Source organism: Kitasatospora sp. NPDC005751, assembly GCF_040630835.1.
In the GTDB taxonomy this organism is placed as follows: domain Bacteria; phylum Actinomycetota; class Actinomycetes; order Streptomycetales; family Streptomycetaceae; genus Kitasatospora.
Genome location: NZ_JBEXYC010000003.1, coordinates 262,697 through 286,194 on the forward strand (window position 1 = coordinate 262,697; position 23,498 = coordinate 286,194).

Annotated in this window: 24 protein-coding genes; 14 read left to right on the forward strand and 10 right to left on the reverse strand. The window is 72.1% G+C overall.

All coding sequences use genetic code 11. The annotated features are described in order from the left end of the window. Positions 1-26: 26 nt before the first annotated feature. Positions 27-518: a succinate dehydrogenase hydrophobic membrane anchor subunit gene (locus tag ABZ497_RS05560; protein WP_329488023.1), complete on the reverse strand. Its 492-nt coding sequence runs from the start codon at positions 516-518 to the stop codon at positions 27-29. Between the two features lie 8 nt (positions 519-526). Further along, positions 527-907: a succinate dehydrogenase, cytochrome b556 subunit gene (gene sdhC / locus ABZ497_RS05565; protein ID WP_329488022.1), complete on the reverse strand. Its 381-nt coding sequence runs from the start codon at positions 905-907 to the stop codon at positions 527-529. A gap of 265 nt (positions 908-1,172) precedes the next feature. On the opposite strand from sdhC, the gene ABZ497_RS05570 reads away from it, so the two are divergent. Further along, positions 1,173-1,940: a hypothetical protein gene (locus ABZ497_RS05570; RefSeq protein ID WP_359803558.1), complete on the forward strand. Its 768-nt coding sequence runs from the start codon at positions 1,173-1,175 to the stop codon at positions 1,938-1,940. 13 nt (positions 1,941-1,953) lie between these two features. On the opposite strand, the gene ABZ497_RS05575 is transcribed toward ABZ497_RS05570, so the two are convergent. The 3 genes from ABZ497_RS05575 to ABZ497_RS05585 form a co-directional block, all read right to left on the reverse strand. Then, positions 1,954-2,439: a 2-oxo-4-hydroxy-4-carboxy-5-ureidoimidazoline decarboxylase gene (locus ABZ497_RS05575; RefSeq protein WP_329488020.1), complete on the reverse strand. Its 486-nt coding sequence runs from the start codon at positions 2,437-2,439 to the stop codon at positions 1,954-1,956. A 312-nt stretch (positions 2,440-2,751) separates the two neighbouring features. Then, entirely contained in the window at positions 2,752-4,413 is a 1,662-nt protein-coding gene (locus tag ABZ497_RS05580; RefSeq protein WP_359803560.1) for an alpha/beta hydrolase, read from the reverse strand. 78 nt (positions 4,414-4,491) lie between these two features. Continuing rightward, positions 4,492-5,232, reverse strand: coding sequence for an SDR family oxidoreductase (locus tag ABZ497_RS05585; protein WP_359803561.1), 741 nt, complete (start codon positions 5,230-5,232; stop codon positions 4,492-4,494). Positions 5,233-5,586: 354 nt separating this feature from the next. On the opposite strand from ABZ497_RS05585, the gene ABZ497_RS05590 reads away from it, so the two are divergent. The 7 genes from ABZ497_RS05590 (at position 5,587) to ABZ497_RS05620 (ending at position 14,294) form a co-directional block, all read left to right on the forward strand. Beyond that, positions 5,587-6,831: an amidohydrolase gene (locus ABZ497_RS05590; RefSeq protein ID WP_359803675.1), complete on the forward strand. Its 1,245-nt coding sequence runs from the start codon at positions 5,587-5,589 to the stop codon at positions 6,829-6,831. Between the two features lie 309 nt (positions 6,832-7,140). Beyond that, entirely contained in the window at positions 7,141-8,193 is a 1,053-nt protein-coding gene (locus ABZ497_RS05595) for a BMP family ABC transporter substrate-binding protein (protein WP_329488017.1), read from the forward strand. 251 nt (positions 8,194-8,444) lie between these two features. Next, the gene (locus tag ABZ497_RS05600) at positions 8,445-10,103 is read left to right on the forward strand and encodes an ABC transporter ATP-binding protein (protein ID WP_359803677.1); all 1,659 of its coding nucleotides are present in this window, start codon (positions 8,445-8,447) and stop codon (positions 10,101-10,103) included. Between the two features lie 4 nt (positions 10,104-10,107). Next, positions 10,108-11,262 (forward strand): ABC transporter permease, encoded by a 1,155-nt coding sequence (locus ABZ497_RS05605; protein WP_359803563.1) that lies wholly within the window; start codon positions 10,108-10,110, stop codon positions 11,260-11,262. Next, on the forward strand, positions 11,259-12,524 hold the full coding sequence (locus tag ABZ497_RS05610) for an ABC transporter permease (protein WP_352291250.1): 1,266 nt from the start codon (positions 11,259-11,261) through the stop codon (positions 12,522-12,524). The genes ABZ497_RS05605 and ABZ497_RS05610 overlap by 4 nt, the downstream gene beginning before the upstream one ends. After that, the gene (locus tag ABZ497_RS05615; protein WP_329488014.1) at positions 12,521-12,919 is read left to right on the forward strand and encodes a cytidine deaminase; all 399 of its coding nucleotides are present in this window, start codon (positions 12,521-12,523) and stop codon (positions 12,917-12,919) included. The genes ABZ497_RS05610 and ABZ497_RS05615 overlap by 4 nt, the downstream gene beginning before the upstream one ends. Positions 12,920-13,016: 97 nt before the next feature. After that, positions 13,017-14,294: a thymidine phosphorylase gene (locus tag ABZ497_RS05620; protein ID WP_359803565.1), complete on the forward strand. Its 1,278-nt coding sequence runs from the start codon at positions 13,017-13,019 to the stop codon at positions 14,292-14,294. A 27-nt stretch (positions 14,295-14,321) separates the two neighbouring features. Here the strand turns inward: ABZ497_RS05620 and ABZ497_RS05625 are convergent, their stop codons facing one another. From ABZ497_RS05625 to ABZ497_RS05635, 3 genes are all read right to left on the reverse strand, one after another. Continuing rightward, positions 14,322-14,876, reverse strand: a complete 555-nt coding sequence (locus ABZ497_RS05625; protein ID WP_359803567.1) for a Uma2 family endonuclease — start codon at positions 14,874-14,876, stop codon at positions 14,322-14,324. A 41-nt stretch (positions 14,877-14,917) separates the two neighbouring features. Next, complete coding sequence (locus ABZ497_RS05630; protein WP_359803569.1) at positions 14,918-15,592, reverse strand: alpha/beta hydrolase; 675 nt, start codon at positions 15,590-15,592, stop codon at positions 14,918-14,920. Positions 15,593-15,707: 115 nt separating this feature from the next. After that, positions 15,708-16,997, reverse strand: coding sequence for an MFS transporter (locus ABZ497_RS05635; protein WP_359803571.1), 1,290 nt, complete (start codon positions 16,995-16,997; stop codon positions 15,708-15,710). 155 nt (positions 16,998-17,152) lie between these two features. Here ABZ497_RS05635 and ABZ497_RS05640 point away from each other — a divergent pair, with 155 nt between their 5' ends. The 3 genes from ABZ497_RS05640 to ABZ497_RS05650 all read left to right on the forward strand — a co-directional run bounded on the left by ABZ497_RS05640 (position 17,153) and on the right by ABZ497_RS05650 (position 19,886). After that, a complete protein-coding gene (locus tag ABZ497_RS05640; protein WP_359803679.1) occupies positions 17,153-18,067 on the forward strand; it encodes a LysR family transcriptional regulator in 915 nt (304 codons plus the stop codon). A gap of 112 nt (positions 18,068-18,179) precedes the next feature. Beyond that, a complete protein-coding gene (locus tag ABZ497_RS05645) occupies positions 18,180-19,328 on the forward strand; it encodes an adenosine deaminase (protein ID WP_329488009.1) in 1,149 nt (382 codons plus the stop codon). A 204-nt stretch (positions 19,329-19,532) separates the two neighbouring features. Next, on the forward strand, positions 19,533-19,886 hold the full coding sequence (locus ABZ497_RS05650; protein ID WP_359803573.1) for a hypothetical protein: 354 nt from the start codon (positions 19,533-19,535) through the stop codon (positions 19,884-19,886). A gap of 146 nt (positions 19,887-20,032) precedes the next feature. On the opposite strand, the gene ABZ497_RS05655 is transcribed toward ABZ497_RS05650, so the two are convergent. After that, positions 20,033-20,215: a PspC domain-containing protein gene (locus ABZ497_RS05655; RefSeq protein ID WP_329488007.1), complete on the reverse strand. Its 183-nt coding sequence runs from the start codon at positions 20,213-20,215 to the stop codon at positions 20,033-20,035. 322 nt (positions 20,216-20,537) lie between these two features. Between ABZ497_RS05655 and ABZ497_RS05660 the strand changes: the two genes are divergently transcribed. From ABZ497_RS05660 to ABZ497_RS05670, 3 genes are read left to right on the forward strand one after another with little or no spacing between them, the layout of a single operon-like run. Then, positions 20,538-20,948: a GntR family transcriptional regulator gene (locus tag ABZ497_RS05660; RefSeq protein WP_359803681.1), complete on the forward strand. Its 411-nt coding sequence runs from the start codon at positions 20,538-20,540 to the stop codon at positions 20,946-20,948. Next, entirely contained in the window at positions 20,945-21,904 is a 960-nt protein-coding gene (locus ABZ497_RS05665; RefSeq protein ID WP_359803575.1) for an ABC transporter ATP-binding protein, read from the forward strand. The genes ABZ497_RS05660 and ABZ497_RS05665 overlap by 4 nt, the downstream gene beginning before the upstream one ends. Further along, on the forward strand, positions 21,901-22,992 hold the full coding sequence (locus ABZ497_RS05670; RefSeq protein ID WP_359803577.1) for a hypothetical protein: 1,092 nt from the start codon (positions 21,901-21,903) through the stop codon (positions 22,990-22,992). Before ABZ497_RS05665 ends, ABZ497_RS05670 begins: the two co-directional genes overlap by 4 nt. Before the next feature lie 260 nt (positions 22,993-23,252). Here ABZ497_RS05670 and ABZ497_RS05675 read toward each other — a convergent pair whose 3' ends face one another. Further along, positions 23,253-23,480, reverse strand: a complete 228-nt coding sequence (locus ABZ497_RS05675; RefSeq protein WP_359803579.1) for a hypothetical protein — start codon at positions 23,478-23,480, stop codon at positions 23,253-23,255. Positions 23,481-23,498 lie beyond the last annotated feature (18 nt).

Here is a 23,498-nt window from a genome sequence, read left to right on the forward strand (position 1 = left end):
TCTAACTCGCCTCTGGCCTCTGCCGATTAGATGTTCGGGTCGAAGGTGAAGATGACCAGGGTGCCGAGCAGCACGGTGAAGACCGTTGCGGCGCCCATGAGGCCCTTCAGCCAGAGCCGGGTGGAGTCCTTCTCGGCGTAGTCGTTGATGACCGTCCGCATGCCGTTGGCGCCGTGCAGCATGGCGAGCCAGAGCATCAGGAGGTCCCAGCCCTGCCAGAACGGCGAGGCCCAGCGGCCGGCCACGAAGGCGAAGCCGATCTTGGAGACGCCACCGTCGAGCACCAGCATGATCAGCAGGTGGCCGAGGATCAGGACCACCAGGACGATGCCGGACAGGCGCATGAAGAGCCACGCCAGCATCTCGAAGTTGGTCCGGGTGCGGCGCGGGGTCTTCTTGGTCCGCTGGCGGGCCGGCTCGACCACGAAGGCGTCGGCGGGGTTGCCGGTGCCGAGGCCCTTGCCGGTGTGCGCGTGGGCGGAGGGGACCACCAGGGCGTCGGAGATTTCCGTGGACATGTCTCAGATCACTTCCCGAACCAGGTGGTCAGCGTGTGCTGAAGGATCGGGTAGAAGGCGCCCGCCATCAGGACGACCCACACCCCGACCACGGTCCAGAGCATCTGCTTCTGGAACTTCGGACCCTTCGACCAGAAGTCGACGGCGACGACCCGCAGGCCGTTGAGGGCGTGGAACAGGATGGCGGCCACCAGGCCGTACTCCATCAGGTTCACCAGGGGCGTCTTGTACGTCTGAATCACAGAGTCGTACGCCTCGGGCGACACTCGCACCAGTGCGGTGTCCAGGACATGAGCGAACAGGAAGAAGAAGATGAGGACGCCGGTGACTCGATGAGCCACCCAGCTCCACATGCCTTCCCGGCCGCGGTACAGCGTTCCAGCCGGCACGGAAAAACCCTCCGGAAGCGATTGGGGGCTCGGCCGGCTTCGGTGTCGGTCAGCCCGGCCGGGTACGGTCCACCGGCCGCCAGCATCCTATCGACGCGTTATTGCGAACCGCCTCCGGGGGCCCGAGGTGTGATCAATCAGGCACGACTGGCCTAGTGCGGCGGGAACCCGGGCGGCTCCGGAGGCCCCACGGCCACGCAGCGTGACCGTTCGACTGCGCTACCGTGGCCGCCGCTTCCGTCGCCGACACTCTGCCGAGGCCCCCGTGCCGCTCAGCCCGCCCCGCCGCCCGTCCCCCGCCGTCGCGGTCTGCGCCCTGCTGCTCGCCGCGGGCTGCACCACGGTCGGCGGCTCCGCCGACCGGGCCGCGCCGGCCCGCGAGCTGTCCGCCGCCGAGTTGCGGGCGGCCGCGGTGGCCGACGGCGACCTGGGGGCCGGGTACACGGTGACGGTGATGACGCCCGGTCACGGCGAGACCGGCTCGGGCGGCGGCCGGGAGGTCTCCGACCTGCCCGTCTGCCAGCCGCTGCTGGACGCGGTGACCCCGGCGGTGGCGGCGGGCGGCGCCACCGCCTCGCCGGGCCCGGGGGATCCGTACGCGGAGACCGATCTGAGCGTGGCGCGGGCGGCCGATCCCCAGGGGGGCGTGTACGGAGGACTGCTCGGCTACCGGACCGGGCGGGCGGCGCTGCTGCAGTCGGAGCTGGAGAAGCTGTTCGGCCCGTGCGCCTCGTTCGTCTCCAGCGCGCCGCCGCCGCCGGCGGAGAAGAGCCGCAAGCCGGTGCGGACCAGGCACCGGTTGATCCGGGACGACACGCCCACGCCCGGGGGAGCCGACGCGGTGACCGGGTTCACCCTGACGAGTGAGTCGGGCAGCGTGGTGCTCGCCCAGCGTGCCGTGGTGGCCCGGGTCGGACCGGTGCTGGCGGTGCTCACCACCGTCGGCGTCGGCGCGGAGCCCGCCCCCGTGCCGGACGAGCGGATCGTCCGGCAGCAGGTGGCGAAGCTCCGCGCCGCGCAGGCGCACGGGTGAGGGCGGGCCCGGCTCAGCGGGCTCCGGCCTCGGAGTGGGTGGCGACCAGGTGCTCCAACCGGGTCAGGGCGATCCGGCGGAGCTCGTCCGAGGCGATCAGCCGTTCCTCGTCCGGGTCGTGCGCCAGCCGGGTGCGGATCGAGCTGAGCACGGTGTCGAGCATCTCCTCGGGGGCCACCCCTTCCAGGCAGACCACGAAGACGTGCCCGAACCGGGCCTCGTACGCGGCGTGGGCGGCGCGAAGGGCGGTGTGCGCCGCCTGGCTGCCGGGTGCGCGCATGCCCAGGAGCGGCTGCGGCATCCAGCTCTCGTCCGCCAGCGCCTCGGCCAGGTCGGCCGGTCGCAGGTCGTAGGAGGCCTCGCTGGCCGCGGCCAGCAGGGACTCTATGTCGGGGTAGGGCCGGTGGGCGGTGAGCCGCAGGGCCCAGCGGTGGCTGCCGCAGCAGGCCAGGAGGGCCTCCTCGGCCGCGCCGGCGTCGGCCTCGTTGAAGCGGTGCAACCCGAGGAGGGTCGGCTCGGAGCTGGGATCGAGCCGCGGTGACGGGATGTCGCTGGCCAGCGGGTCCTCCTCGTGAGGGCGGGAAGGTGCCGGTGAAAGGGGGTGGTGAAGCAGGTGAAGTATGAGGCCGCGGGGCGGTGTTCGAGACCCGCCGGGCAGCGGCTCAACGGTAGTTGAGCAGTCATCAGTTGGGGAGAGCGCACGCGGAATTCATCCGATCGAGCTATCAAGTTGTGACGTTGACACCTCGGTGTCAGCGCCCTCCCCGTTCACATCTGCTAATCGTCCAGGCCTTTCGGCCGCCGGCTCCACTCAGGAGCAGCGCGTCCCCGGCGCCGGCATCGTCCCCTCGACGAGGTACGCGGTCAGGGCGGCGTCGACGCAGCCGTTGCCCTTGCCGAAGGCGCCGTGCCCCTCGCCGACCCGGGTCAGCAGGGTGGCGTCGGCGAAGCCCTTGGCGAGCGCCTCGGCGGAGGCGTACGGGGTGGCCGGGTCGCCGGTGGTGCCGACCACCAGGATCGGCGCGCTGCCCTCGGCGCGGACGGCGTGCGGCCGCTCCGTCGTCCGGAACGGCCAGCGGGCGCAGCCGGCCTCGCTGTAGTCCTCCACCGTGACGCCCTTGGAGACCAGCGGGGCCTCGGCCAGGAGCCTGGCCACCGCCTGCTGGGCGCGCTCCGCGGTGGGCGCCGGCGGGGCGGCGTCGGCGCAGCTGATCGCGCGGTTCGCCTCCTCCATCGGGCTGAAGTGGCCCTTCTCGTCGCGGCCGTCGTAGCCGTCGGCGGAGGCGAGCAGCGGGTCCACCTTGTGGCCGACCATGGCCCAGCCGAGCGCGTTGCGCAGGTACGTCCAGGACGTCTTCTCGTCGCCGTAGAGCGCGCTGATGACGCCCGTCCAGGCGAGGTCGCGGCCGACCTTCCGGCCGTCGGAGGCGGTCATCGGGTGGCCGTACAGGCCGTCCAGGAAGTCGGCGGCCTTCTGGGCGGCCCTGGCCGGGTCCTTGCCGAGCGGGCACTCGGCCGCGTGGTTCTTCACGCAGTCGGCGGCGAAGCGCTCGAAGGACTTCTCGAAGCCGATCTGCTGGTCGACGCCGTGGTCCAGCCGGTCCTGGGCGGGGTCGACGGCGCCGTCCAGGACCAGCCGGCCGGTGTTCTGCGGGAACTCCTCGGCGTAGAGCGCGCCGAGGTAGGTGCCGTAGGAGATGCCGAGGTAGTTGAGCTTCCGGTCGCCGACGGCGGCGCGCAGCACGTCCAGGTCGCGGGCGGTGTTGCGGGTGCCGACGAAGGGCAGCAGCCGGCCGGACTTCGCCTGGCAGGCGGCGGCGTGGTCGGTGGCGTTCCCGACCCGGTCTGCGGTGCGGGCGGCCGGCTCCAGCGGGGTGTCACGCTGGTTGACCTCGTCGTGCTGCTTGTCGTCGTAGCAGACCACCGGGGAGCTCTCGCCGGTGCCGCGCGGGTCGAAGCCGACCACGTCGAAGCGGTCGTGCAGGGTGCCGTCGTACTCCGTGGCGCCGTACTTGACCATCTCGACGCCGGAGGCGCCCGGGCCGCCCGGGTTGACCATGAGCGAGCCGAGCCGCTGGTCCGGCCGGGCGGCGGGCAGCTTGATCAGCGCGAGGTCGAGGGCGTCGGCGGCGGGGGCGGTGTAGTCGAGCGGGACGTGCAGCCGGCCGCAGAGCATCGCGGATATGTCGATCTTGGCCCGGGCGGCCTGCGGGTCGGCCGGGCAGGCGGCCCAGGCGATCTGCTGGCCGTAGAACGGCTTGAGCGCGGGGTCGTCGGCGCCGGTGGGCTTGGCGGTCGGCGTCGGGGTGGCCGTCGAGGTGGCCGTCGGGGTGGCCTGGGCGGCCGACGGGGCCGCGGCGGCCCCGTCCTGGGCGGGCTTGGTGCTGTCGTTGCAGGCGGAGCCGAGAAGCAGGGTGCCGGCCGCGAAAGCGGTCAGCAGAAAGCGCGGGCGGGCGGCCCGAAGAGATCTCATCGCACGTATGTATCACTGCCGGGGGACCGCGTGGATCATGGCCCCGGCGTCGGACCGCCCGCCCGCGCCGCCCGGACGTCAGACCCGGTGCACCTTGTGGTTGGCGGCCTGGGCGCGTGGGCGGACGACCAGCAGGTCGATGTTGACGTGCGGGGGCCGGGTCACCGCCCAGGCGACGGTGTCCGCGACGTCGTCCGCGGTCAGCGGCTCGGCGACGCCCGCGTACACGGCCGCGGCCTTCTCCTCGTCGCCCCGGAAGCGGGTGACGGCGAAGCCCTCGGACTTGACCATGCCGGGGGCGATCTCGATCACCCGGATCGGCTCCCCGCACAGCTCCAGCCGCAGGGTGGCCGCGATGGTGTGGGCCGCGTGCTTGGCCGCCACGTAGCCGCCGCCGCCCTCGTACGCGGCCAGCGCCGCGGTGGAGGAGAGCACCAGCACGGTGCCGTCGCCGCTCGCCCGCAGCGCGGGCAGCAGGGCCTGGGTCATGTGCAGCACGCCGAGCACGTTCACCTGGTACATCGCCAGCCAGTCGGCCGGGTCGGCGGTCTCGACCGGCTCCGCGCCGATCGCCCCGCCGGCGTTGTTGACCAGGACGTCCACCCGGCCGACCTCGGCCGCGAAGGCGTCCACGGCCGCCCGGTCGGTGACGTCCAGGGTGTGGGCGCGGCCGCCGAGCTCCTTGGCGAGCTCCTCGATCCGCTCGGTGCGGCGGGCGGTCAGCACCACCTCGAAGCCCTCGGCCGCGAGCCGGCGGGCGGTCGCCGCGCCGATTCCACTGCTGGCTCCGGTGACCACGGCCACCTTGTGCTCGGTCATTGCCACTCCCTGGAGGAACGCGTCGGTCGGGGGAAGTACGTCGGTCGCTCGTCCGATCATCTCAATGACGCCGACCGGGCTCGCGCCGCGGTGGGGGACGTCCACCCCGGTGGGTCCTCCAGCCGTCCCGAACGGCGTCAATCCCCCGTCGGAGTGGCCCCGTGACCGCCGGTGCGGGTCGTCGTTGCACAGGGCACGCAACCCGGGGAAGGCGACTGAAACGAGATGTCATACCCACCTGCTCAGCCCCTATGCGCCCATACGGGGACTTCTTTTCGGGAAGTCGGGCCAAATCCCCCCAACAGGCCTACCCTTGTTGAGATGAACCGTCCTGAGTCCGCCCAGCCGGCCGTCATGCCCACCGCTGCCCGCCCCGTCGCCGCCCTGCGCGACCGTGTCGCGGCGCTGGAGTCGGAGCTGATCGCGTTCCGCCGCGATCTGCACCGCCACCCGGAGCTGGGCCGCCAGGAGTTCCGCACCACCGCCCTGCTGCGCGACCGGCTGACGGCCGCCGGTCTGGCCCCCCGGGTGCTGCCCGGCGGCACCGGGATGATCGTCGACATCGTCCCGGAGGGCGCCCCGCGCGGCGCCGAGTTCCTGGCCTTCCGCGCCGACATCGACGCGCTGCCCATCGACGACGCCAAGACGGACGTGCCGTACCGGTCGACCGTCGCCGGCCGGGCCCACGCCTGCGGCCACGACGTGCACACCTCCGTCGTGCTGGGCACCGCCCTGGTGCTCGCCGAGGCGGCCCGGTCCGGCGAGCTGCGCCGCCCGGTCCGGCTGATCTTCCAGCCCGCCGAGGAGCTGATGCCCGGCGGCGCGCTGGACGTGATCGCCGCCGGCGGGATGGACCGCGTCGGCCGGATCTTCGCGGTGCACTGCGACCCGAAGGTGGAGGCCGGCCGGATCGCGCTGCGCACCGGGGCGATCACCTCGGCCTGCGACCGCCTGGTGCTGCACCTGGACGGCCCCGGCGGCCACACCGCCCGCCCGCACCTGACCACCGACCTGGTGACCGCGATCGCCCGGATGGCCGCCGACCTGCCGGCCGCGCTGTCCCGCCGGATGGACCCGCGCTGGGGCGTCAGCCTGGTCTGGGGCCGGATCGCCTCGGGCTCGGCCCCCAACGTCATCCCGCAGCACGCCGAGCTGGAGGGCACCGTCCGCTGCCTGGAGCTGGAGGGCTGGCGCGAGGCGCCGGACCTGCTGCACGAGCTGATCGCCAAGCTGGCCGAGACCTACCGGGCGAAGTGGACGCTCGACTACCACCGCGGGGTGCCGCCGGTGGTCAACGAGGCCGTCTCGGTGGGCCTGCTGGAGGCCGCGATGACGGCCCGTTTCGGGCACCGGGACGAGGGGCGCGCCACGGCGGCCGCCGAGCAGGTGGTGGAGGACACCGAGCAGAGCCTCGGCGGCGAGGACTTCTCCTGGTACCTGGAGCACGCCCCGGGCGCGCTGGCCCGGCTCGGCGTCCGCACTCCCGGCGACAGCACGGTCCGTGACCTTCACCAGGGCCGTTTCGACGCGGACGAGCGGGCGATCGGGATCGGCGTGGAGCTGTTCGCGGCGCTGGCACTGGAGACCGAGGGGGCGTAGTCCGCTCCCCGGTGGGCGTCCCGGGCCCGGTCCGCAACGGACCGGGCCCGTCGTCGGTTCACCGGGCCGGGCCTCGATCGAGCAACGCCCGAGTTATCTGCTTCCTGGCTTTTTGTCCGGTTACGTACACTGGGCAGCGCCAGTTCCGATCACCCTCCGCGTACGGGAAAGGGGCCCCGGGAAGACTGTCAGACCACGGTTTGATAACAACCCGAATGCTCCGGCGACCTGTGACCCAACCGTGTTCTACGCGCGTTACGGTGGCGTCCGACCACGCTAAACGGGTGCGTGTGAGAAGGAGATACTCCCTTGCGCCGTTCTACTAAGCTCGCTGCGGTTGTGCTCTCGGGTTCCCTGGGCATCGCCTCGCTCGCCGCTTGCGGCGCAAAGAGCAACGACACCACCGCTTCCTCCGGCTCGTCCGAGGGCGGCCTGAAGGTCGGTATGGCCTACGACATCGGTGGTCGTGGCGACCAGTCGTTCAACGACTCCGCCGCCCGCGGTCTCGACAAGGCCAAGGCCGACCTGGGCGTCGCCGTCACCGAGGCCGACGCCAAGACCGGTGAGGCCGAGGCCGACAAGGAGACCCGGCTCAAGAACCTGGTCACCGCCGGCTACAACCCGATCATCGCGGTCGGCTTCGTGTACCAGGGCGCCGTCGAGAAGGTCGCCAAGGACAACCCGAACACCAAGTTCGCGATCATCGACTCGGCGTCCGACACCCAGCCGAGCAACGTCACCTCGCTGACGTTCTCGGAGCAGGAGGGTTCGTACCTGGCCGGTGTGGCCGCCGCCCTCAAGACGAAGACCAAGCACGTCGGCTTCATCGGCGGTGTGCAGTCCGAGCTGATCAAGAAGTTCGAGGCCGGTTACAAGGCGGGCGTGAAGTCCGTCGACCCGAGCATGGCGGTCGAGACCACCTACCTGACCACCCCCCCGGACTTCTCCGGCTTCAACTCGCCCGACAAGGGCAAGGAGGCCGCGCAGGGTCAGCTGGACAAGGGCGCGGACGTCATCTACACCGCCGCCGGCTCCTCCGGCAACGGTGCCATCGAGGCCGTCGCCAACGCCGGCAAGCTGGCGATCGGCGTCGACTCCGACCAGGCCGCCCAGCCCGCCCTGGCGAAGTACAAGGCCAGCATCCTCACCTCGATGGTGAAGAACGTCGACAAGGCCGTCTTCGCCTACATCGACTCCGCCAAGAAGGGCTCCCCCTTCACCGGCGTGAAGAACTTCGACCTGAAGGCCGACGGCGTCTCGCTCGCCACCACCGGCGGCAAGATCGACGACATCCAGGGCAAGCTCAACGACGCCGCCACCGCCATCAAGAGCGGCGCCACCACCGTCCCGACCGCTCCGTAAGGCGCGCCCGGACGTCGCTGCCGCTGCCGCCTGCCCGGCAGCGCAATGATTGACGCAGCATCAGGGAGGGGCCCGGAAGGGTGCGCTCAGTGCGTACCCCCGGGCCCCGTCCCGTACCCCACCGTTTTTTCTTGGCCCTCCAGCGCAACGACGCGCCTCCAGACCACCAGGAGATCGCCATCACCGCATCCGACCCCGCCCTCAGCAAGGGCGGTACCCCCAGCGCGGGGACGGCGACACCGGCCGTCGAACTGCGCGGCATCACCAAGCGCTTCCCCGGCGTCGTGGCCAACCACGACATCAACCTCACCGTCCGCACCGGCACCGTGCACGCCCTCATGGGTGAGAACGGCGCCGGCAAGTCGACGCTGATGAAGATCCTCTACGGCATGCAGAAGCCGGACGAGGGCACCATCGCGATCAACGGCGAGCAGTGCGAGTTCAACACCCCGGGTGACGCCATCTCGCGCGGCATCGGCATGGTGCACCAGCACTTCATGCTCGCCGACAACCTCACCGTCTGGGAGAACGTCGTCCTCGGCGGCGAGAAGCTCCACGGCATCGGGGCCAAGGCGAAGGCGAAGATCAAGGAGATCTCCGACCAGTACGGCCTGGGCGTGCGCCCGGACGCGCTGGTCGAGGACCTCGGCGTGGCCGACCGCCAGCGGGTCGAGATCCTCAAGGTGCTCTACCGCGGCGCCAAGATCCTGATCCTCGACGAGCCCACCGCGGTGCTCGTCCCGCAGGAGGTCGAGGCGCTCTTCGGCAACCTGCGCGAGCTCAAGGCCGAGGGCGTCACCGTCATCTTCATCTCGCACAAGCTGCACGAGGTGCTGTCGGTGGCGGACGCGATCAGCGTCATCCGGCGCGGCACCACGGTCGGCGACGCCGACCCGGCGAACGTCACCGCGCGCCAGCTGGCCGAGCTGATGGTCGGTGCCGAGCTGCCCTCCCCGGGGAGCCGCGAGTCGACCGTCACCACCACCGAGATGCTCGACGTCCGGGACCTGCGGATCGCCAAGACCGACGCCGAGGGCATCGAGCGCGTGGTGCTCGACGACATCTCGCTGCGGATCCACAAGGGCGAGATCCTCGGCATCGCCGGTGTCGAGGGCAACGGCCAGGCCGAGCTGGTCGAGGCCATCATGGGCATGCTGCCGCTGGACGGCGGCGCCGTCACACTGGACGGCAAGGACCTCTCCGGCTCGCTCACCCGCAGCCGCCGCGAGGCCGGCATCGGCTACATCCCCGAGGACCGCCACCGCCACGGCCTGCTGCTGGAGGCCCCGCTCTGGGAGAACCGGATCCTCGGTCACGTCACCGAGAGCCCGAACTCCAAGGGCATGCTGCTCGACCCGGCCGGTGCCCGCAAGGACACCCAGCGGATCGTCGACGAGTACGACGTCCGCACCCCCGGCATCGAGGTCACCGCGGCGTCGCTCTCCGGCGGCAACCAGCAGAAGCTGATCATCGGCCGCGAGATGAGCCACGACCCCAAGCTGCTGATCGCCGCCCACCCCACCCGCGGGGTGGACGTCGGCGCGCAGGCGCAGATCTGGGAGCACATCCGGACCGCCCAGCGGGCCGGTCTCGCGGTGCTGCTGATCTCCGCCGACCTGGACGAGCTGATCGGCCTCTCCGACACCATCCGGGTGATCTACCGCGGCCGTCTGGTGGCCGACGCCGACCCGGCCACGGTCACCGCCGAGGACCTGGGTACCGCGATGACCGGTGCCGCCCGCGGCCACATCGAGTCCGAGCCCGAGGCCGTCGAGGAGTTCCACGCGGTCACCGCGGAGGGCACCGAGGCCGAGGCCGCCGGGACCGGCTCCACCGAGGACGCCGCCGCCCAGGACGCCACCTCGTCCGACACCCCCACCGACACCGCCGACCCGCAGGCGGGGGAGTAGCCACATGACCAGTCCCAACCCCGCGGCCAAGAGCAAGCTGGCGCAGCGGTTCGACGGCGAGAAGATCGTGCTCGCCCTCGCAGCGCCGGTGCTCGCCGTGCTGCTCTCCGTCGCGATCTGTTCGGTGCTCCTGGCGACCTCGGGCAAGAACCCGTTCGACGCCTGGAACGTGATGATCACGTACGCCACCAAGTCGGACGGCCAGGTGGCCATCCTCAACCGGTCCACCACGTACTACCTGGCCGCCGCGGCCGCCGCCTTCGGCTTCCGGATGAACCTCTTCAACATCGGTGTCGAGGGCCAGTACAAGGTGGCGGCGCTGTTCGCGGCGTTCGTCGGCAGCCGGCTCGACCTGCCGTCGTTCATCCAGATCCCGCTGCTGCTGATCACCGCCATGCTGGTCGGTGGCCTGTACGCGAGCATCGCCGGTCTGCTGAAGGTCTTCCGCGGCGTCAGCGAGGTCATCTCGACCATCATGCTGAACGCCATCGCGGTGGCGATCGTCGGTCTGCTGCTCGTCCCCGGCATCTTCGCGCCGGAGAAGAGCTCGACCAGCAACTCCATCCAGACCAGCCCGGTCTCGGAGTCCAGCCACTTCTTCGCGATCAACACCGACGGCGGGCCGCTCTACGGCTTCCTCTTCATCGCGATCCTGGTCGGCGTGGCCTTCCAGTTCACCCTGACCCGCACCCGCTTCGGCTTCGACCTGCGCGCCACCGGCCGCTCCGAGACCGCCGCGACCGCCTCCGGCGTGAACGTCAAGCGCATGGTCGTCACCTCGATGGTGGTCTCCGGTGCGCTGGCCGGCCTGATCGGCATGCCCGAGCTGCTGCAGAACTCGTACAACTTCGGTCAGAGCTTCCAGGGCGGCCTCGGCTTCCTCGGCATCTCGGTCGCCCTGCTCGGCCGCAACAGCCCGATCGGCATGGCCTTCGCCGCGCTGCTGTTCGCCTTCCTGGACGCCACCGGCTCGCAGCTGCCCCTCCAGGGCGGCTTCCCGTTCGAGATCGTCCCGGTCATGCAGGGCACCATCGTCATCTGCGTCGTCGTCGCCTACGAGCTGGTGCGCCGCTACGGCCTCAAGCGCCAGCAGCAGAAGGTCGGCGCCGAGCTCGCGGCCCAGGCTGCCGCCAACGAGAAGAAGGAGGTGTCCGCATGAGCACGGCCACCGCTGCCCGCGCGAAGGCGCCGGGCGCTCCCGCCAAGAAGCGCAAGTTGTCCTGGCCGGTGGTGCTGCTGCTGATCGCGGGCGCCCTGGTCCTCTTCTCCGCCGTGGGCATGGCCACCGGCAACCACTCGCTGACCTCCTCCGGCCAGGTCACCGCCGCGCTCAGCGCCGCCGTGCCGATCGGCATGGCCGGTCTGGGCGGCCTCTGGTCCGAGCGGGCCGGCGTGGTCAACATCGGCCTCGAAGGCATGATGGTCGCCGGCACCTTCTGCGGCGCCTGGGGCGGCTACCTGGTCAACCCGTGGTTCGGCCTGGTGGCCGGCATGCTCGGCGGTGCGCTCGGCGGTCTGCTGCACGCCGTCATCACGGTGACCTTCGGCGTCGACCACATCGTCTCCGGTGTCGGCGTCAACCTGCTGATCCCCGGCATCTGCGCGTACGTCAACCGGATCTACTACAAGGACTACATCTCCGTCGGCGCCGGGGCGAACCAGTCCCCGCCGGCCGATCCGCTGCCGTACATCACCATCCCCGGGCTCTCCTCCGGGCTGAAGGACATCGAGACCCACCACTGGTTCCTGGTGTCCGACGTCGCGGGCGTGCTCGGCGGTCTGGTCACCAACATCTCGGTGGTCGTGCTGCTGGCCGGCGCGCTGATCGTGGTCAGCTACTTCGCCCTCTGGCGCACCGTGTTCGGCCTGCGCCTGCGCTCCTGCGGCGAGAACCCGACGGCGGCCGAGTCGCTGGGCGTCAACGTCTACAAGTACAAGTACCTCGCGGTCATCACCTCCGGCGCCTTCGCGGGCCTCGGCGGCGCGTACCTCTCGCTGGTCGCGGCGCACTTCTACAAGGACGGCCAGACCAACGGCCGAGGCTTCATCGGCCTCGCGGCGATGATCTTCGGCAACTGGATGCCGGGGGGCCTGGCCATGGGCGCCGGTCTGTTCGGCTTCACCGACAGCCTCCAGCTCCGTGACCCGGAGTCGGTGCACGTGCTGATCCTGGTGGTCGCCATCGCGATGTTCCTGCTGGCCCTCTGGAACCTGTACCGCCGCAAGATCCCGGCCGCGCTGATCACCTTCGTGGTGGCCGGCGGCCTGGCGGTCTGGTACGCCACCACCGAGGAGGTGCAGCGTCCGCTGATCGTGGCGACGCCGTACGTGATCACCCTGGTGGTGCTCTCGCTGGCCTCGCAGCGGCTGCGGCCGCCGAAGGCCGACGGCCAGATCTACCGCAAGGGCCAGGGCAAGTGACGGCCCCCGCGGCGGCGGTCGACTGGGAGGCACTGCGGGCGGCGGCGCGCGAGGCGATGACCCACGCCTACGCCCCGTACAGCAGGTTCCCGGTCGGCGCGGCCGCGCTGGTGGACGACGGTCGGGTGGTCACCGGCTGCAACGTGGAGAACGCCTCGTACGGACTCGCGCTCTGCGCCGAGTGCGGCCTGGTCTCCATGCTGCACGCCACCGGTGGCGGCCGGCTGACCGCGTTCACCTGTGTGGACGGCAGCGGCGGTCTGCTGATGCCGTGCGGCCGCTGCCGCCAGCTGCTGTACGAGCACGGCGGGCCCGATCTGCTGGTCGAGCTGCCGTCCGGCGTGAAGCCGATGAGCGAGGTCCTGCCCGACGCGTTCGGGCCGGAGCGGCTCTAGTCTTTGTTTCTGTTACGCGCGTAGAGTGTCGCGAGTGGGGCCGCAATCCGGCCAGCTCGCGACACTCTTCGCATTTTGAACCCCTCTTGGAGCAGCCATGGACGCCATCTCCGTCATCAGGACCAAGCGCGACCGCGGAGAGCTGAGCGACGCTCAGATCGACTGGGTCATCGACGCCTACACCCGCGGCGACGTCGCCGACGAGCAGATGTCCGCCCTCGCCATGGCGATCCTGCTGAACGGCATGAACCCGCGCGAGATCAGCCGCTGGACCGACGCTATGATCCGCTCCGGCGTCCGGATGGACTTCTCCTCCCTCGCGCAGCCCACCAGCGACAAGCACTCCACCGGTGGCGTCGGCGACAAGATCACCCTGCCGCTCGCCCCGCTGGTCGCCGCCTGCGGCGCCGCCGTCCCGCAGCTCTCCGGCCGCGGCCTCGGCCACACCGGCGGCACCCTGGACAAGCTGGAGTCGATCCCCGGCTGGCGCGCCCTGCTCTCCAACGACGAGATGATGAAGGTGCTGCACGACGCCGGCGCCGTCATCTGCGCCGCCGGTGACGGTCTGGCCCCCGCCGACAAGAAGCTGTACGCGCTACGCGACGTCACCGGCACCGTCGAGGCCATCCCGCTGATCGCCTCCTCGATCATGTCCAAGAAGATCGCCGAGGGCACCGGCGCCCTCGTCCTGGACGTGAAGGTCGGCTCCGGCGCCTTCATGAAGAACCTGGACAACGCCCGCGAGCTGGCCCGCACCATGGTCGGCCTGGGCACCGCGGCCGGCGTCAACACCGTCGCGCTGCTGACCGACATGTCGACCCCGCTCGGCCTCACCGCCGGCAACGCGCTGGAGGTCCGCGAGTCGGTCGAGGTACTGGCCGGCGGCGGCCCGGCCGACGTCGTCGAGCTCACCCTGGCGCTGGCCCGCGAGATGCTCGCCGCGGCCGGCGTGCACGGCAAGGACCCGGCCGACGCGCTGCGCGACGGCTCCGCGATGGACCACTGGCGCCGCATGATCTCCGCCCAGGGCGGCGACGTCGACGCCCCGCTGCCGGTCGCCCGCGAGCAGCACGTCATCCCGGCCCCGGCCTCGGGCGTGCTCACCGCGCTGGACGCGTACGCGGTGGGCGTCTGCGCCTGGCGCCTGGGCGCCGGCCGGGCCCGCAAGGAGGACCCGGTGCAGGCCGGCGCCGGCGTCGAGATGCACGCCAAGCCCGGCGACACCGTGGTGGCCGGCCAGCCGCTGCTGACCCTGCACACCGACACCCCCGAGCGCTACGACTACGCGATCGAGGCGCTGGCCGGCGGCATCGAGGTCGCCCCGGCGGGCACCGCGTTCACCCCGAACCCGATCGTGCTGGACCGCATCGCGTGACCCGCCGTCCTGCGCACGTGCGGCCGCTCAGGCGTACGTGCGCAGGACACCGGTGTCCAGCGTCCACGGGCCGACGGTGACGGTGTCGCCGAAGGCGAACTCCCTGCGGGACGGGTAGCCGGGCCCGTCGTGGACGATGCCGGTGCCCTTGCGGGGGTCGACCAGCAGGTAGAGCGGGATGCCCATGGCCGCGTAGTCGCGGACCTTGCCGTGGTAGTCGTTCTCCGGGTTCGACTTCGAGACGATCTCCGCCACCAGCAGGATCTCGTGGGGGAGCAGAGCTCGTCCCTCGTCGTCCAGGGCGGCTTCGGGGAACACCATCAGGTCGGGATTGCGCAGCCGTCCCAGTCCGATGTCCTCCAGATCCGCGCCACCGTGGGCGATGTAGCCGGGGTGGGTGTTCGGCAACTGGGCGTTCAGTTGCCGGGCCAGGCGGATCACGGCGAGCTCGTGCCGTTTCACCGGCGACATCGTCATGACGATCTCGCCGTCGGCGATCTCGACCTTCCCTATGCCGGGAATCTGCGGCAGCTGATCGGCGATCTCGCGCAACCGAGCGTACACAGCAGGATCGATGCTCATGCTCGGAATGTATCGACGGGCCCCGACAGCCGCGCCGTCGCTCAGCCGGCCGCCGTGAGGGCGATCTTCAGGAACTCCTCGGGGGCCTCGTGGATCAGGTCGTGGCCGACCGGGAGGGTGTGCACGGTCCAGGCCGGGTCGTCGCGCAGGCGGTCGAAGGTCTCCAGCAGCGGGCTGTCCTCGAAGCGCTCGGCGTGGATGTAGACCCGGCGGGTGACGGCGTCGGCCGCGCCGGTGAGGGCGATCGGCTGGAGGAGGCTGGCCACCGGGTGGACGGTGGCGCGCGGGTCGAGGGCGGGGTTCGATCCGACCACGGTGACACCGCCGCCCGCCGCGGCGCCGGCCAGGTAGCGCTGCTTCCAGACCTCGTTGACGATCCGGTAGGCCGACTCGCCGTCGCGGGGGACGAAGGCGTCCGCGTACACCAGCGCCCCGACCCGCTCCGGCACCCGGTCGGCGACCCCGGAGAGGACCATCCCGCCGTAGCTGTGCCCGACCAGCACCACGTCGGTGAGCCGCTCCGCCTCCAGCAGTCCGACCACGTCCTGGACGTGGGTGTCCAGGTCGACCGCCGCGTTGTTCAGGTGCCCGCGCTCGGAGACGCCGGTCAGCGTCACCGGGTACACCTCGTGCCCGGCGGCGCGGAGCCCCTCGGTGAGCGGCCGGTACCACCAGGCGCCGTGCAGCATGCCGGGGACGAGTACGTAGGTGGCCATGGCGTCTTCTTCCTCTGGTCCATCGGTCGGCGGTCGAACGGGCTGGGCGACGAGAGGAAGCTACGGCGGATACCCGACACCCTGTGTCAGGTATCCGTCGGGGAGAAGCCGATCGTCAGCGCCCCACCGGGACGGCCGCACGGCGGGTGGTGTGGGCGCGGCGGGTGGCGTAGAGGGTGACGCCGGCGGCGAGGGTCATCGCGGTGAGGCCGACGGCGGCCGCGCCGGGCCAGCCGGTGGAGTGGTAGGCGTCGGCGCCGATGGTGCCGCCGAGGCTGTTGCCCAGGTAGTAGGCGATCAGGTACAGCGCGGAGGCCTGGGCGCGGCCCTCGGTGGCGGTGCGGCCGACGGCGGAGGACGCGGTGGCGTGGCCGGCGAAGAAGCCGGCGGTGATCAGCACCAGGCCGAGCAGCGCGCAGAGCAGCGAGTCGGCGAGCGAGAGCAGCAGGCCGGCGGTGGTCACGCCGATCGCCACGTACAGCGCGCCGCGTCGGCCGAGGCGGCCGGAGAGCCGTCCGGCGGCGGCGGAGGTGCCGGTGCCGACCAGGTAGACGACGAAGATCGAGGCCGCCACCGACTCCGGCAGGTGGAACGGCGCGGAGATCAGGCGGTAGCCGACGGTGTTGTAGACCGCGCCGAACACCGCCATGAAGAGCAGCCCGAGCGCGTACAGCCGGACCAGCAGCGGGTTGCCCAGGTGGCGGCCGACGGTGCGGGCCAGCGCGCGGGCGTCCACCGGGGCGGGTGTGAAGTGGCGGGCGGGCGGGATCAGCAGCCGGAAGGCGAGCGCGGCCAGCAGCGCGAGGGCGGCGGAGGCGGCCAGGCCCCAGCGCCAGCCGAAGCCGGCGGCCGTCCAGCCGGAGATCAGCCGCCCGCCCATGCCGCCGATGCTGTTGCCCGCCACGTACAGCCCCATCGCGGAGGCCAGTGCGCTGGGGTGGATCTCCTCGGCGAGGTACGCCATCGCGGTGGCGGGGAGCCCGGCGAGGGCGGCGCCCTGGAGGACGCGCAGCACGACCAGGGTGGTGAGGTCCGGCGCGAAGGGCAGGGCCAGGGCGAGCGCGGAGGCGGCGAGCACGGAGGCCGTCATCACCGCGGTGCGTCCGTACCGGTCGGAGAGGGCGCTGGCCGGGAGCAGGGCGAGGGCGAGGCCGAGGGTGGCGGCGGAGGCCGTCCAGCTGGCCTGGCCGGGGGTGAGGTCGAGGTCGGCCGAGAGGACCGGCAGCAGGCCCTGGGTGGAGTAGAGGAGGACGAACGTCGCGATGCCGGCGGCGAAGAGGGCCAGGTTGGCGCGGCGGAAGGCGCGCTGCCCGGGGCGGTGGCGGGCGTCGTCGGTGGCGAGCGGGGACGGCTTGGCGAGGGCATCCGGCACGGTCGCGGACGCCCCGGTACTGGCGGGCTGCATGTCGTCGACGTTAGGACCGGCCGCTCTGATGCGTCCAATGCATGAATGCGGGAGAATCGATGCGCAGGGGTATGAGTGCAGTTCGAAGCGGTGAGGATGGCGCGGGAGTGGCGGAGAGCACGGACGAGGCCGATCGCCCGCACCGGCCGGCGGAGCTGGGGCCGGAGTTGCCGGCCGTCCAACTCGCGCCCCGGCTGGCGCAGTTCGCGGCGGTGGCCCGGCTGGAGCACATGACGCAGGCGGCCGCGCTGCTGGGCGTGCCGCAGCCGACGCTGTCCCGGGCGGTGGCCCGGCTGGAGGCCGAGCTGGGCGTGGACCTGCTGGCCCGTCAGGGCCGGACCGTCCGGCTGACCAGGGCCGGACGGCTGCTGCTGGCCTCGGTGGAGCGGGCGCTGGCCGAGGTCGAACGCGGTGCGGAGGCGGCCCGGGCGGAGGCGGACCCGGCGGCCGGGCGGGTGGTCTTCGGCTTCCTGCACACGATGGGGACGGACGCGGTGCCGGCGCTGCTGCGGGGGTTCCGGGCGGCGCACCCGCAGGTGCGGTTCCAGCTGGTGCAGGACTACGTCGGCGCGATGCTGGAGCGGTTGCTGGCCGGCGAGCTGGACCTCTGCCTGGTCTCGCCGGTGCCGGACGACCCGGCGCTGGTGGCCCGCCCGCTGGACGAGCAGCGGCTGCACCTGGTGGTGCCGGCCGACCACCGGCTGGCCGGGCGGCGCCGGATCCGGCTGGCCGAGGTGGCCCGGGACCCGTTCGTCGGGCTGGAGCGCGGCTACGGGCTGCGCGCGATCACCGACGGCTTCTGCGCCGAGGCCGGGTTCGTGCCGCGGCTCGCCTTCGAGGGCGAGGACGCCGAGACGCTGCGCGGCCTGGTCGCGGCCGGGCTCGGGGTGGCGCTGCTGCCGCCCGCGCTGGTGCCCCGGCCGGGGGCGGTCGAGCTGGAGGTGACGGCGCCGCGCACCCGGCGGGCGATCGGCCTGGCCTGGGCGGCGGGTCGGCCGCCGACCCCGCCGGTGGCGGCGTTCCGCGACTTCGTGCTGGCCCGCCGGGGGCGGTTGCTGCAGCACGACTGAGCTGGCGCGCCGCGCGCCGCGCTCGGCCCTTCGGAGGAATTCCCGGTGCACATTGGCCGAACCGGCCGCGCGGGTGTGGCCTGTCTACGCGCGTAGGAGCTACACTCCCGCAATGGAGAACCAGACCCCTGTCACCACCGCGGGCACCGGCCCCCGGATCCCCACCCCCGACCAGATCGCCCGCGCCCCGAAGGTGCTCCTGCACGACCACCTCGACGGCGGGCTGCGGCCCGAGACCATCGTCGAGCTGGCCGCCGCGGTCGGCTACGAGGGCCTCCCCACCACCGACCCGAAGGAACTCGGCGAGTGGTTCCGCGAGGCCGCCGACTCCGGCTCGCTGGTCCGCTACCTGGAGACCTTCGCGCACACCTGTGCGGTGATGCAGACCCGCGAGGCCCTGATCAAGGTCGCCGCGGACTGCGCCGAGGACCTGGCCGCCGACGGCGTCGTGTACGCCGAGGTCCGCTACGCCCCCGAGCAGCACCTGGAGGCCGGCCTCACCCTCGACGAGGTCGTCGACGCCGTCAACGAGGGTTTCCGCCTCGGCGAGGCCAACGCCCGCGCGGCCGGTCACCGGATCCGCGTCGGCACCCTGATCACCGCGATGCGGCACGCGGCCCGCTCCTCGGAGATCGCCGAGCTGGCCAACCGCCACCGCGACCGCGGCGTGGTCGGCTTCGACATCGCCGGTGCCGAGGCGGGGTACCCCCCCACCCGCCACCAGGCCGCCTTCGACTACCTCAAGGGCGAGAACAACCACTTCACCATCCACGCGGGCGAGGCCTTCGGCCTGCCGTCGATCTGGGAGGCCCTGCAGTGCTGCGGCGCCGACCGGCTCGGCCACGGCGTGCGGATCGTCGACGACATCACGGTGAACGAGGACGGCAGCGTCGAGCTGGGCCGGCTGGCCGCGTACGTGCGCGACAAGCGCGTCCCGCTGGAGATGTGCCCGACCTCCAACCTGCAGACGGCGGCCGCCACGTCGTACGCCGAGCACCCGATCGGGCTGCTCAGCCGGCTGAAGTTCCGGGTCACGGTCAACACCGACAACCGGCTGATGAGCGGCACCAGCATGAGCCGCGAGTTCGGGCACCTGGTGGAGGCGTTCGGCTACACGCTGGGCGACATGGAGTGGTTCACGGTGAACGCGATGAAGTCGGCGTTCCTGCCGTTCGACGAGCGGCTGGCGATGATCAACGACGTGATCAAGCCGGGCTACGCCGAGCTCAAGGCGGAGTGGCTGTTCAGCGCGACCTCCTGAGGCGGTGCGGTCGGTCGGGTGAACGCCCTGGTCACCCCTGGGTGTTGGCGTTCATCTGACTACCCACTCGTGTGGGTTAACGGCCTTTGGTCCCCGTGCGATCCGATCACTACGGTGTGGCAGTCAACGCCGACCGGCGGAGGTGGCGGAACCCGCTACCCCGCCGTGAATGTCGGCCACCGACGAGGATCCAAGGGGACGAACATGAAGCAGGCCACTCTCAAGGCCGCCGGCACCGCCGTGCTCGGGCTCGCCATCGCGGCGGTCGGCGCCGGCAGCGCGTCCGCCGACCCGGTCGCCGCGGGTGGCCTCGGGCTTCCCACCGGCGCCGTGACCAACCCCGCCGTGACCGGCGCGGTCACCGACACCGCGAGCAAGCTGCCCGGCGGTGACAAGGTCGCCGGCACCCTCGGCACCCTGACCCCGAGCGCCGGCCAGGCGATGGCCCCGGCCGCGGACGCCGCTCCCCGCGCCGGCGTGCCGAGCATCCCGGGTCTCGGCAGCACCCCGGTCGGTGGCCTGACCCAGGCCCTCCCGCTGCCCGGCCTCGGCGGCTGACGCTCCCGCCACGGCCGACGGGCCGCCCGCACCCCGGTGATCCCGGGGTGCGGGCGGCCCGTTTCGGCGTTCGGACTCAGGTGCGTGGGTGCGTGGGTGCGTGGGTGCTGGGCGCCAGAGGCGAAGGGGGCGTGGGGGCGCCGGGCTCACGGCTCCTGGGGGAGGAGCAGCCAGAGCGCCAGGTAGATCAGGAACTGCGGGCCGGGGAGCAGGCAGGACGCGAGGAAGATGATCCGGACGGTCCACGGGGTCAGGCCGAAGCGCTCGGCGATCCCGGCGCAGACGCCGGCGATGACGCGGTTGTGGCGGGGGCGGGCGAGGCGGCTCATGGCGGTCTCCGTGTTCCTGGCGCCCGGTCCGGGCTCTCCGGAGGGCGTACTTCCATACTCCGCCGCCTCCGCCCCCGGATCCTCAGCCTCGGCGGCGATCCCGACCCTGGCCTTTGTCCCCGGTGAGGAGGACCCGACCTCGGGGTTTGTCTCGGGGGTGCCCCGGAGGTTCGCCTGCGCAGGAGTGGGAAGTCGGGCAGGCCGACTTCCGGTGCGAGGGGGTCGGAGGGCCGCTCGTGGGGGCGACGGTCCGGTTCGGAGTTGACGGCCGATCATCTCCGGTGCACTATTCCACTAGTTAACTAGTGGAAAGGTGGATGTCATCGTCGAGTACCTCATCGACCGTCGCGGCGGCCTCTCGCCGTATCTGCAGATCATCGAGCAGACGAAGCGGGCACTGCGGCTCGGAGTGCTCCGACCCGGTGACCAACTCCCCACCGCCCGCGAGGTGGTGGAGGCGACGGCGATCAATCCGAACACCGTGCTCAAGGCCTACCGCGAGCTCGAACGCGAAGGCCTGGTCGAGAGCAGGAGGGGCGTCGGGACCTTCGTCCGGAAGTCCCTCGCCAAACCGCCGACCGTCGAGGACTCGGCCCTGCGCGTCGACCTCGCCGACTGGATCGCCCGGGCGCGGGACGCGGGCCTGGAACGCGAGGACATCGCCGCTCTCGTCGACACCGCCCTCGACCGCGCCTACCCCACCAGCACCGAGGCCCCCGAGGAGTCCGGGTGAACCACCCCGCAGCAGAGCACCGACCGACCGAGGACGCCCCCGCCCTGGAGGCGACCGGCCTCGGTCTGAAGTACCGCCGGCGCTGGGCCCTGCGCGACTGCGAACTCCGGCTCCCGGCCGGCCGCGTCTGCGCGCTCGTCGGCCCGAACGGCGCCGGCAAGAGCACCCTGATGGCGCTCGCCGCCGGACTCCTCGCGCCGACCGAGGGAACGGTCGCGGTGTTCGGGACCGGACCGAGCGGAGCCGCCGCCCTGCGGCGCACCGCCTACCTGCGGCAGGACAAGCCGCTCTACCCGCGGTTCACCGTCGCGGAGACCCTGCGCGCCGGCCGGGAGCTCAACCCGGGCTGGGACCAGGAGATCGCTGAGCGGATCGTCCGGCTGGGCGACCTCCCGCAGAACGCCAGGGTGGGCACGCTCACCGCCGGCCAGCGCACCCGGGTCGCCCTCGCGCTCGTCCTCGGCAAGCGCCCCGACCTGCTGATGCTCGACGAGCCGCTCGCCGACGTCGACCCGGTGGCCCGCCAGGAACTCACCGGCATCCTGATGGCCGAGGCGGCGGAGCACGGGACGACCATCCTCATCTCCTCGCACGTCCTCGCCGAGCTGGACGGCGTCTGCGACCACGTCACCGTGCTGCGCGACGGGCGGATCCGGCTCAGCGGTGACGTCGACGACCTGCTGGACGACCACCGCCTGGTGGTCGGCGCCACCGAGGGCACCGACGGCACCCCGGCCGAGCTGGCGCGCCACGAGCTCGTCGAGCTGCGCCGCACCGGCCGCCAGGCGACCGCGCTGCTCAGGCCCCACGGAGAGATCGACCCGCGCTGGGACGTCAGCCGGCCGAACCTGGAGGAGATTCTGATCGCCTATCTGCGTACCGCCGCCCCGCAGGGCCGGCCCCCGGTCGAGGTCGGCGCGCACACCGCCGGTCGCGAGGAGGTGGCGGCCCGATGAGCACCGCCGACCTCGCCCCCCTGCCGCGGAGCCGCCCGTCCGGGCGTCGCCTGCTGAGCGGCACCACCTGGCTGGGCCTGCGCCAGGACCGCACGCCGCTCCTGATCGCCGGTTCCGTCCTGGTGCTGCTCTGCGGCTGGATGGTCTACCTGCACAGCCGGATCGCCGACCAGATAGCCGAATGGCATCTCCAGGGCTGCACCGTCGTCTACTTCCCGGCGGAGTGCGAGACCAGTCAGGCGATCACGCTCGACGCGCACTGGGGCGTCGCCGTGATGATCACCGGCTGGCTGCTGGTGATCCTGCCGATCGCCTTCGGCGTCTTCTACGCCGCGCCTTTGCTGGCACGGGAGTTCGAGACCGGGACGTACGCGCTGGCCTGGACGCAGTCCGTGTCGCGGCAGCGCTGGCTGGCGGCCCGGCTGGGCGTGCCGCTGCTGCTGACCCTGGTGGGGTCGAGCCTGCTCGCGGTCGTCTCGACCCGGTTCGTCCACCAGGTCGAGGGGCGGTTCTCCCTCCCCGGCCTGTACCACTGGTTCAGCTGGATGAGCCGCGGTGCCTCCGGGCCGTCGCTGGTCGCGTCCTGCCTGCTCTCCGTCGCGCTCGGGGCCGCCGTCGGACTGGTGGTGCGGCGGGTGGTGGCCTCGATCGTGGTCACGGCGGTGCTGACCGTCGCCGTACGGTTCGCGGTGGACTCCGGGCGGTACCTGCTGACGCCGGCGCGGGAGGCGCTGGCGAGCGTCCGGATGGCTGCGCCCGATGCGGTCGGCCCGATGTCCGTGGTCCAGACCGGACGGGTGACGACGTCCTCGCCGCTCGAATCGCACATCGTGGAGAACGGTTTCCTGACCCGGGACGGCCTGCGGATCCCTTCCGACGGCGACTGGATCGGCACCCTCCCGGACGGGACGGCCGTCTGCCCCAGCGAGGCCTGCCAGGCCCACTACGACACCATCGACCGGTTCTACACGCTCTACCACCCGCCGGCCGACGAGTGGGTGATGCACTGGACGCAGACCGGGCTGAGCCTGCTGGCCACGGCGGCGCTGCTGGTCTTCTGCGCGCTGTGGGTGCGCCGGGTGCGCTGAGTCGGCGTGGGGTGCGGTTGTCGGGCAGGGCCTTCTTCTCCCGGGGGGTCCTGCCTTCCGCTTGCCCGGATGAGGTGGCGACTCTGCGGCGGAGCGGGACGTCGGGCGGGCCGACTTCCTGCGCGTCGGGGCGCGCCGGTTCACGCTCAGGCGCGAGGGGTACGCGTTCACCGTGGCGCGACGCGGCAGCTACGTGAAGGATCGGACGAAGGAGTAGCCCCGCCTCGGCGAACCGGGACGGGGCCGTTTCGATGGGTGACTCAGCGAGACTGCGGAACGACGAACCCTCGCGCCGGACCGCCCTGTTGGGACCTACCCGCAATGACGGTCAGTGCTTCGTCGGTGATGTCCCGCCGGGTAGTGACATCGGCACTGTCGTACACCCGCCAGCGGCCGTTCGGATTGTCGAGGTCTTCGGGGGAGACGATCCCCCGAACGCCCAACCGCCGGAGGGTGTTGGCCATCTGCTGGGCTTCGTTCTCGTCCACGTTTCCCGCCCTTTCGGA

Excerpts from the sequence above, each read along its gene's own strand:
- ABZ497_RS05580 (WP_359803560.1), bottom strand. The coding sequence starts at position 4,413 with ATGAGATCTCTTCGGGCCGCCCGCCCGCGCTTTCTGCTGACCGCTTTC.
- ABZ497_RS05635 (WP_359803571.1), bottom strand. The coding sequence starts at position 16,997 with ATGCAGCCCGCCAGTACCGGGGCGTCCGCGACCGTGCCGGATGCCCTC.
- ABZ497_RS05605 (WP_359803563.1), top strand. The coding sequence starts at position 10,108 with ATGACCAGTCCCAACCCCGCGGCCAAGAGCAAGCTGGCGCAGCGGTTC.
- ABZ497_RS05560 (WP_329488023.1), bottom strand. The coding sequence starts at position 518 with ATGTCCACGGAAATCTCCGACGCCCTGGTGGTCCCCTCCGCCCACGCG.
- ABZ497_RS05650 (WP_359803573.1), top strand. The coding sequence starts at position 19,533 with ATGAAGCAGGCCACTCTCAAGGCCGCCGGCACCGCCGTGCTCGGGCTC.
- ABZ497_RS05620 (WP_359803565.1), top strand. The coding sequence starts at position 13,017 with ATGGACGCCATCTCCGTCATCAGGACCAAGCGCGACCGCGGAGAGCTG.
- ABZ497_RS05585 (WP_359803561.1), bottom strand. The coding sequence starts at position 5,232 with ATGACCGAGCACAAGGTGGCCGTGGTCACCGGAGCCAGCAGTGGAATC.
- ABZ497_RS05670 (WP_359803577.1), top strand. The coding sequence starts at position 21,901 with ATGAGCACCGCCGACCTCGCCCCCCTGCCGCGGAGCCGCCCGTCCGGG.
- ABZ497_RS05645 (WP_329488009.1), top strand. The coding sequence starts at position 18,180 with ATGGAGAACCAGACCCCTGTCACCACCGCGGGCACCGGCCCCCGGATC.
- ABZ497_RS05610 (WP_352291250.1), top strand. The coding sequence starts at position 11,259 with ATGAGCACGGCCACCGCTGCCCGCGCGAAGGCGCCGGGCGCTCCCGCC.
- ABZ497_RS05630 (WP_359803569.1), bottom strand. The coding sequence starts at position 15,592 with ATGGCCACCTACGTACTCGTCCCCGGCATGCTGCACGGCGCCTGGTGG.
- ABZ497_RS05625 (WP_359803567.1), bottom strand. The coding sequence starts at position 14,876 with ATGAGCATCGATCCTGCTGTGTACGCTCGGTTGCGCGAGATCGCCGAT.
- ABZ497_RS05590 (WP_359803675.1), top strand. The coding sequence starts at position 5,587 with ATGCCCACCGCTGCCCGCCCCGTCGCCGCCCTGCGCGACCGTGTCGCG.
- ABZ497_RS05655 (WP_329488007.1), bottom strand. The coding sequence starts at position 20,215 with ATGAGCCGCCTCGCCCGCCCCCGCCACAACCGCGTCATCGCCGGCGTC.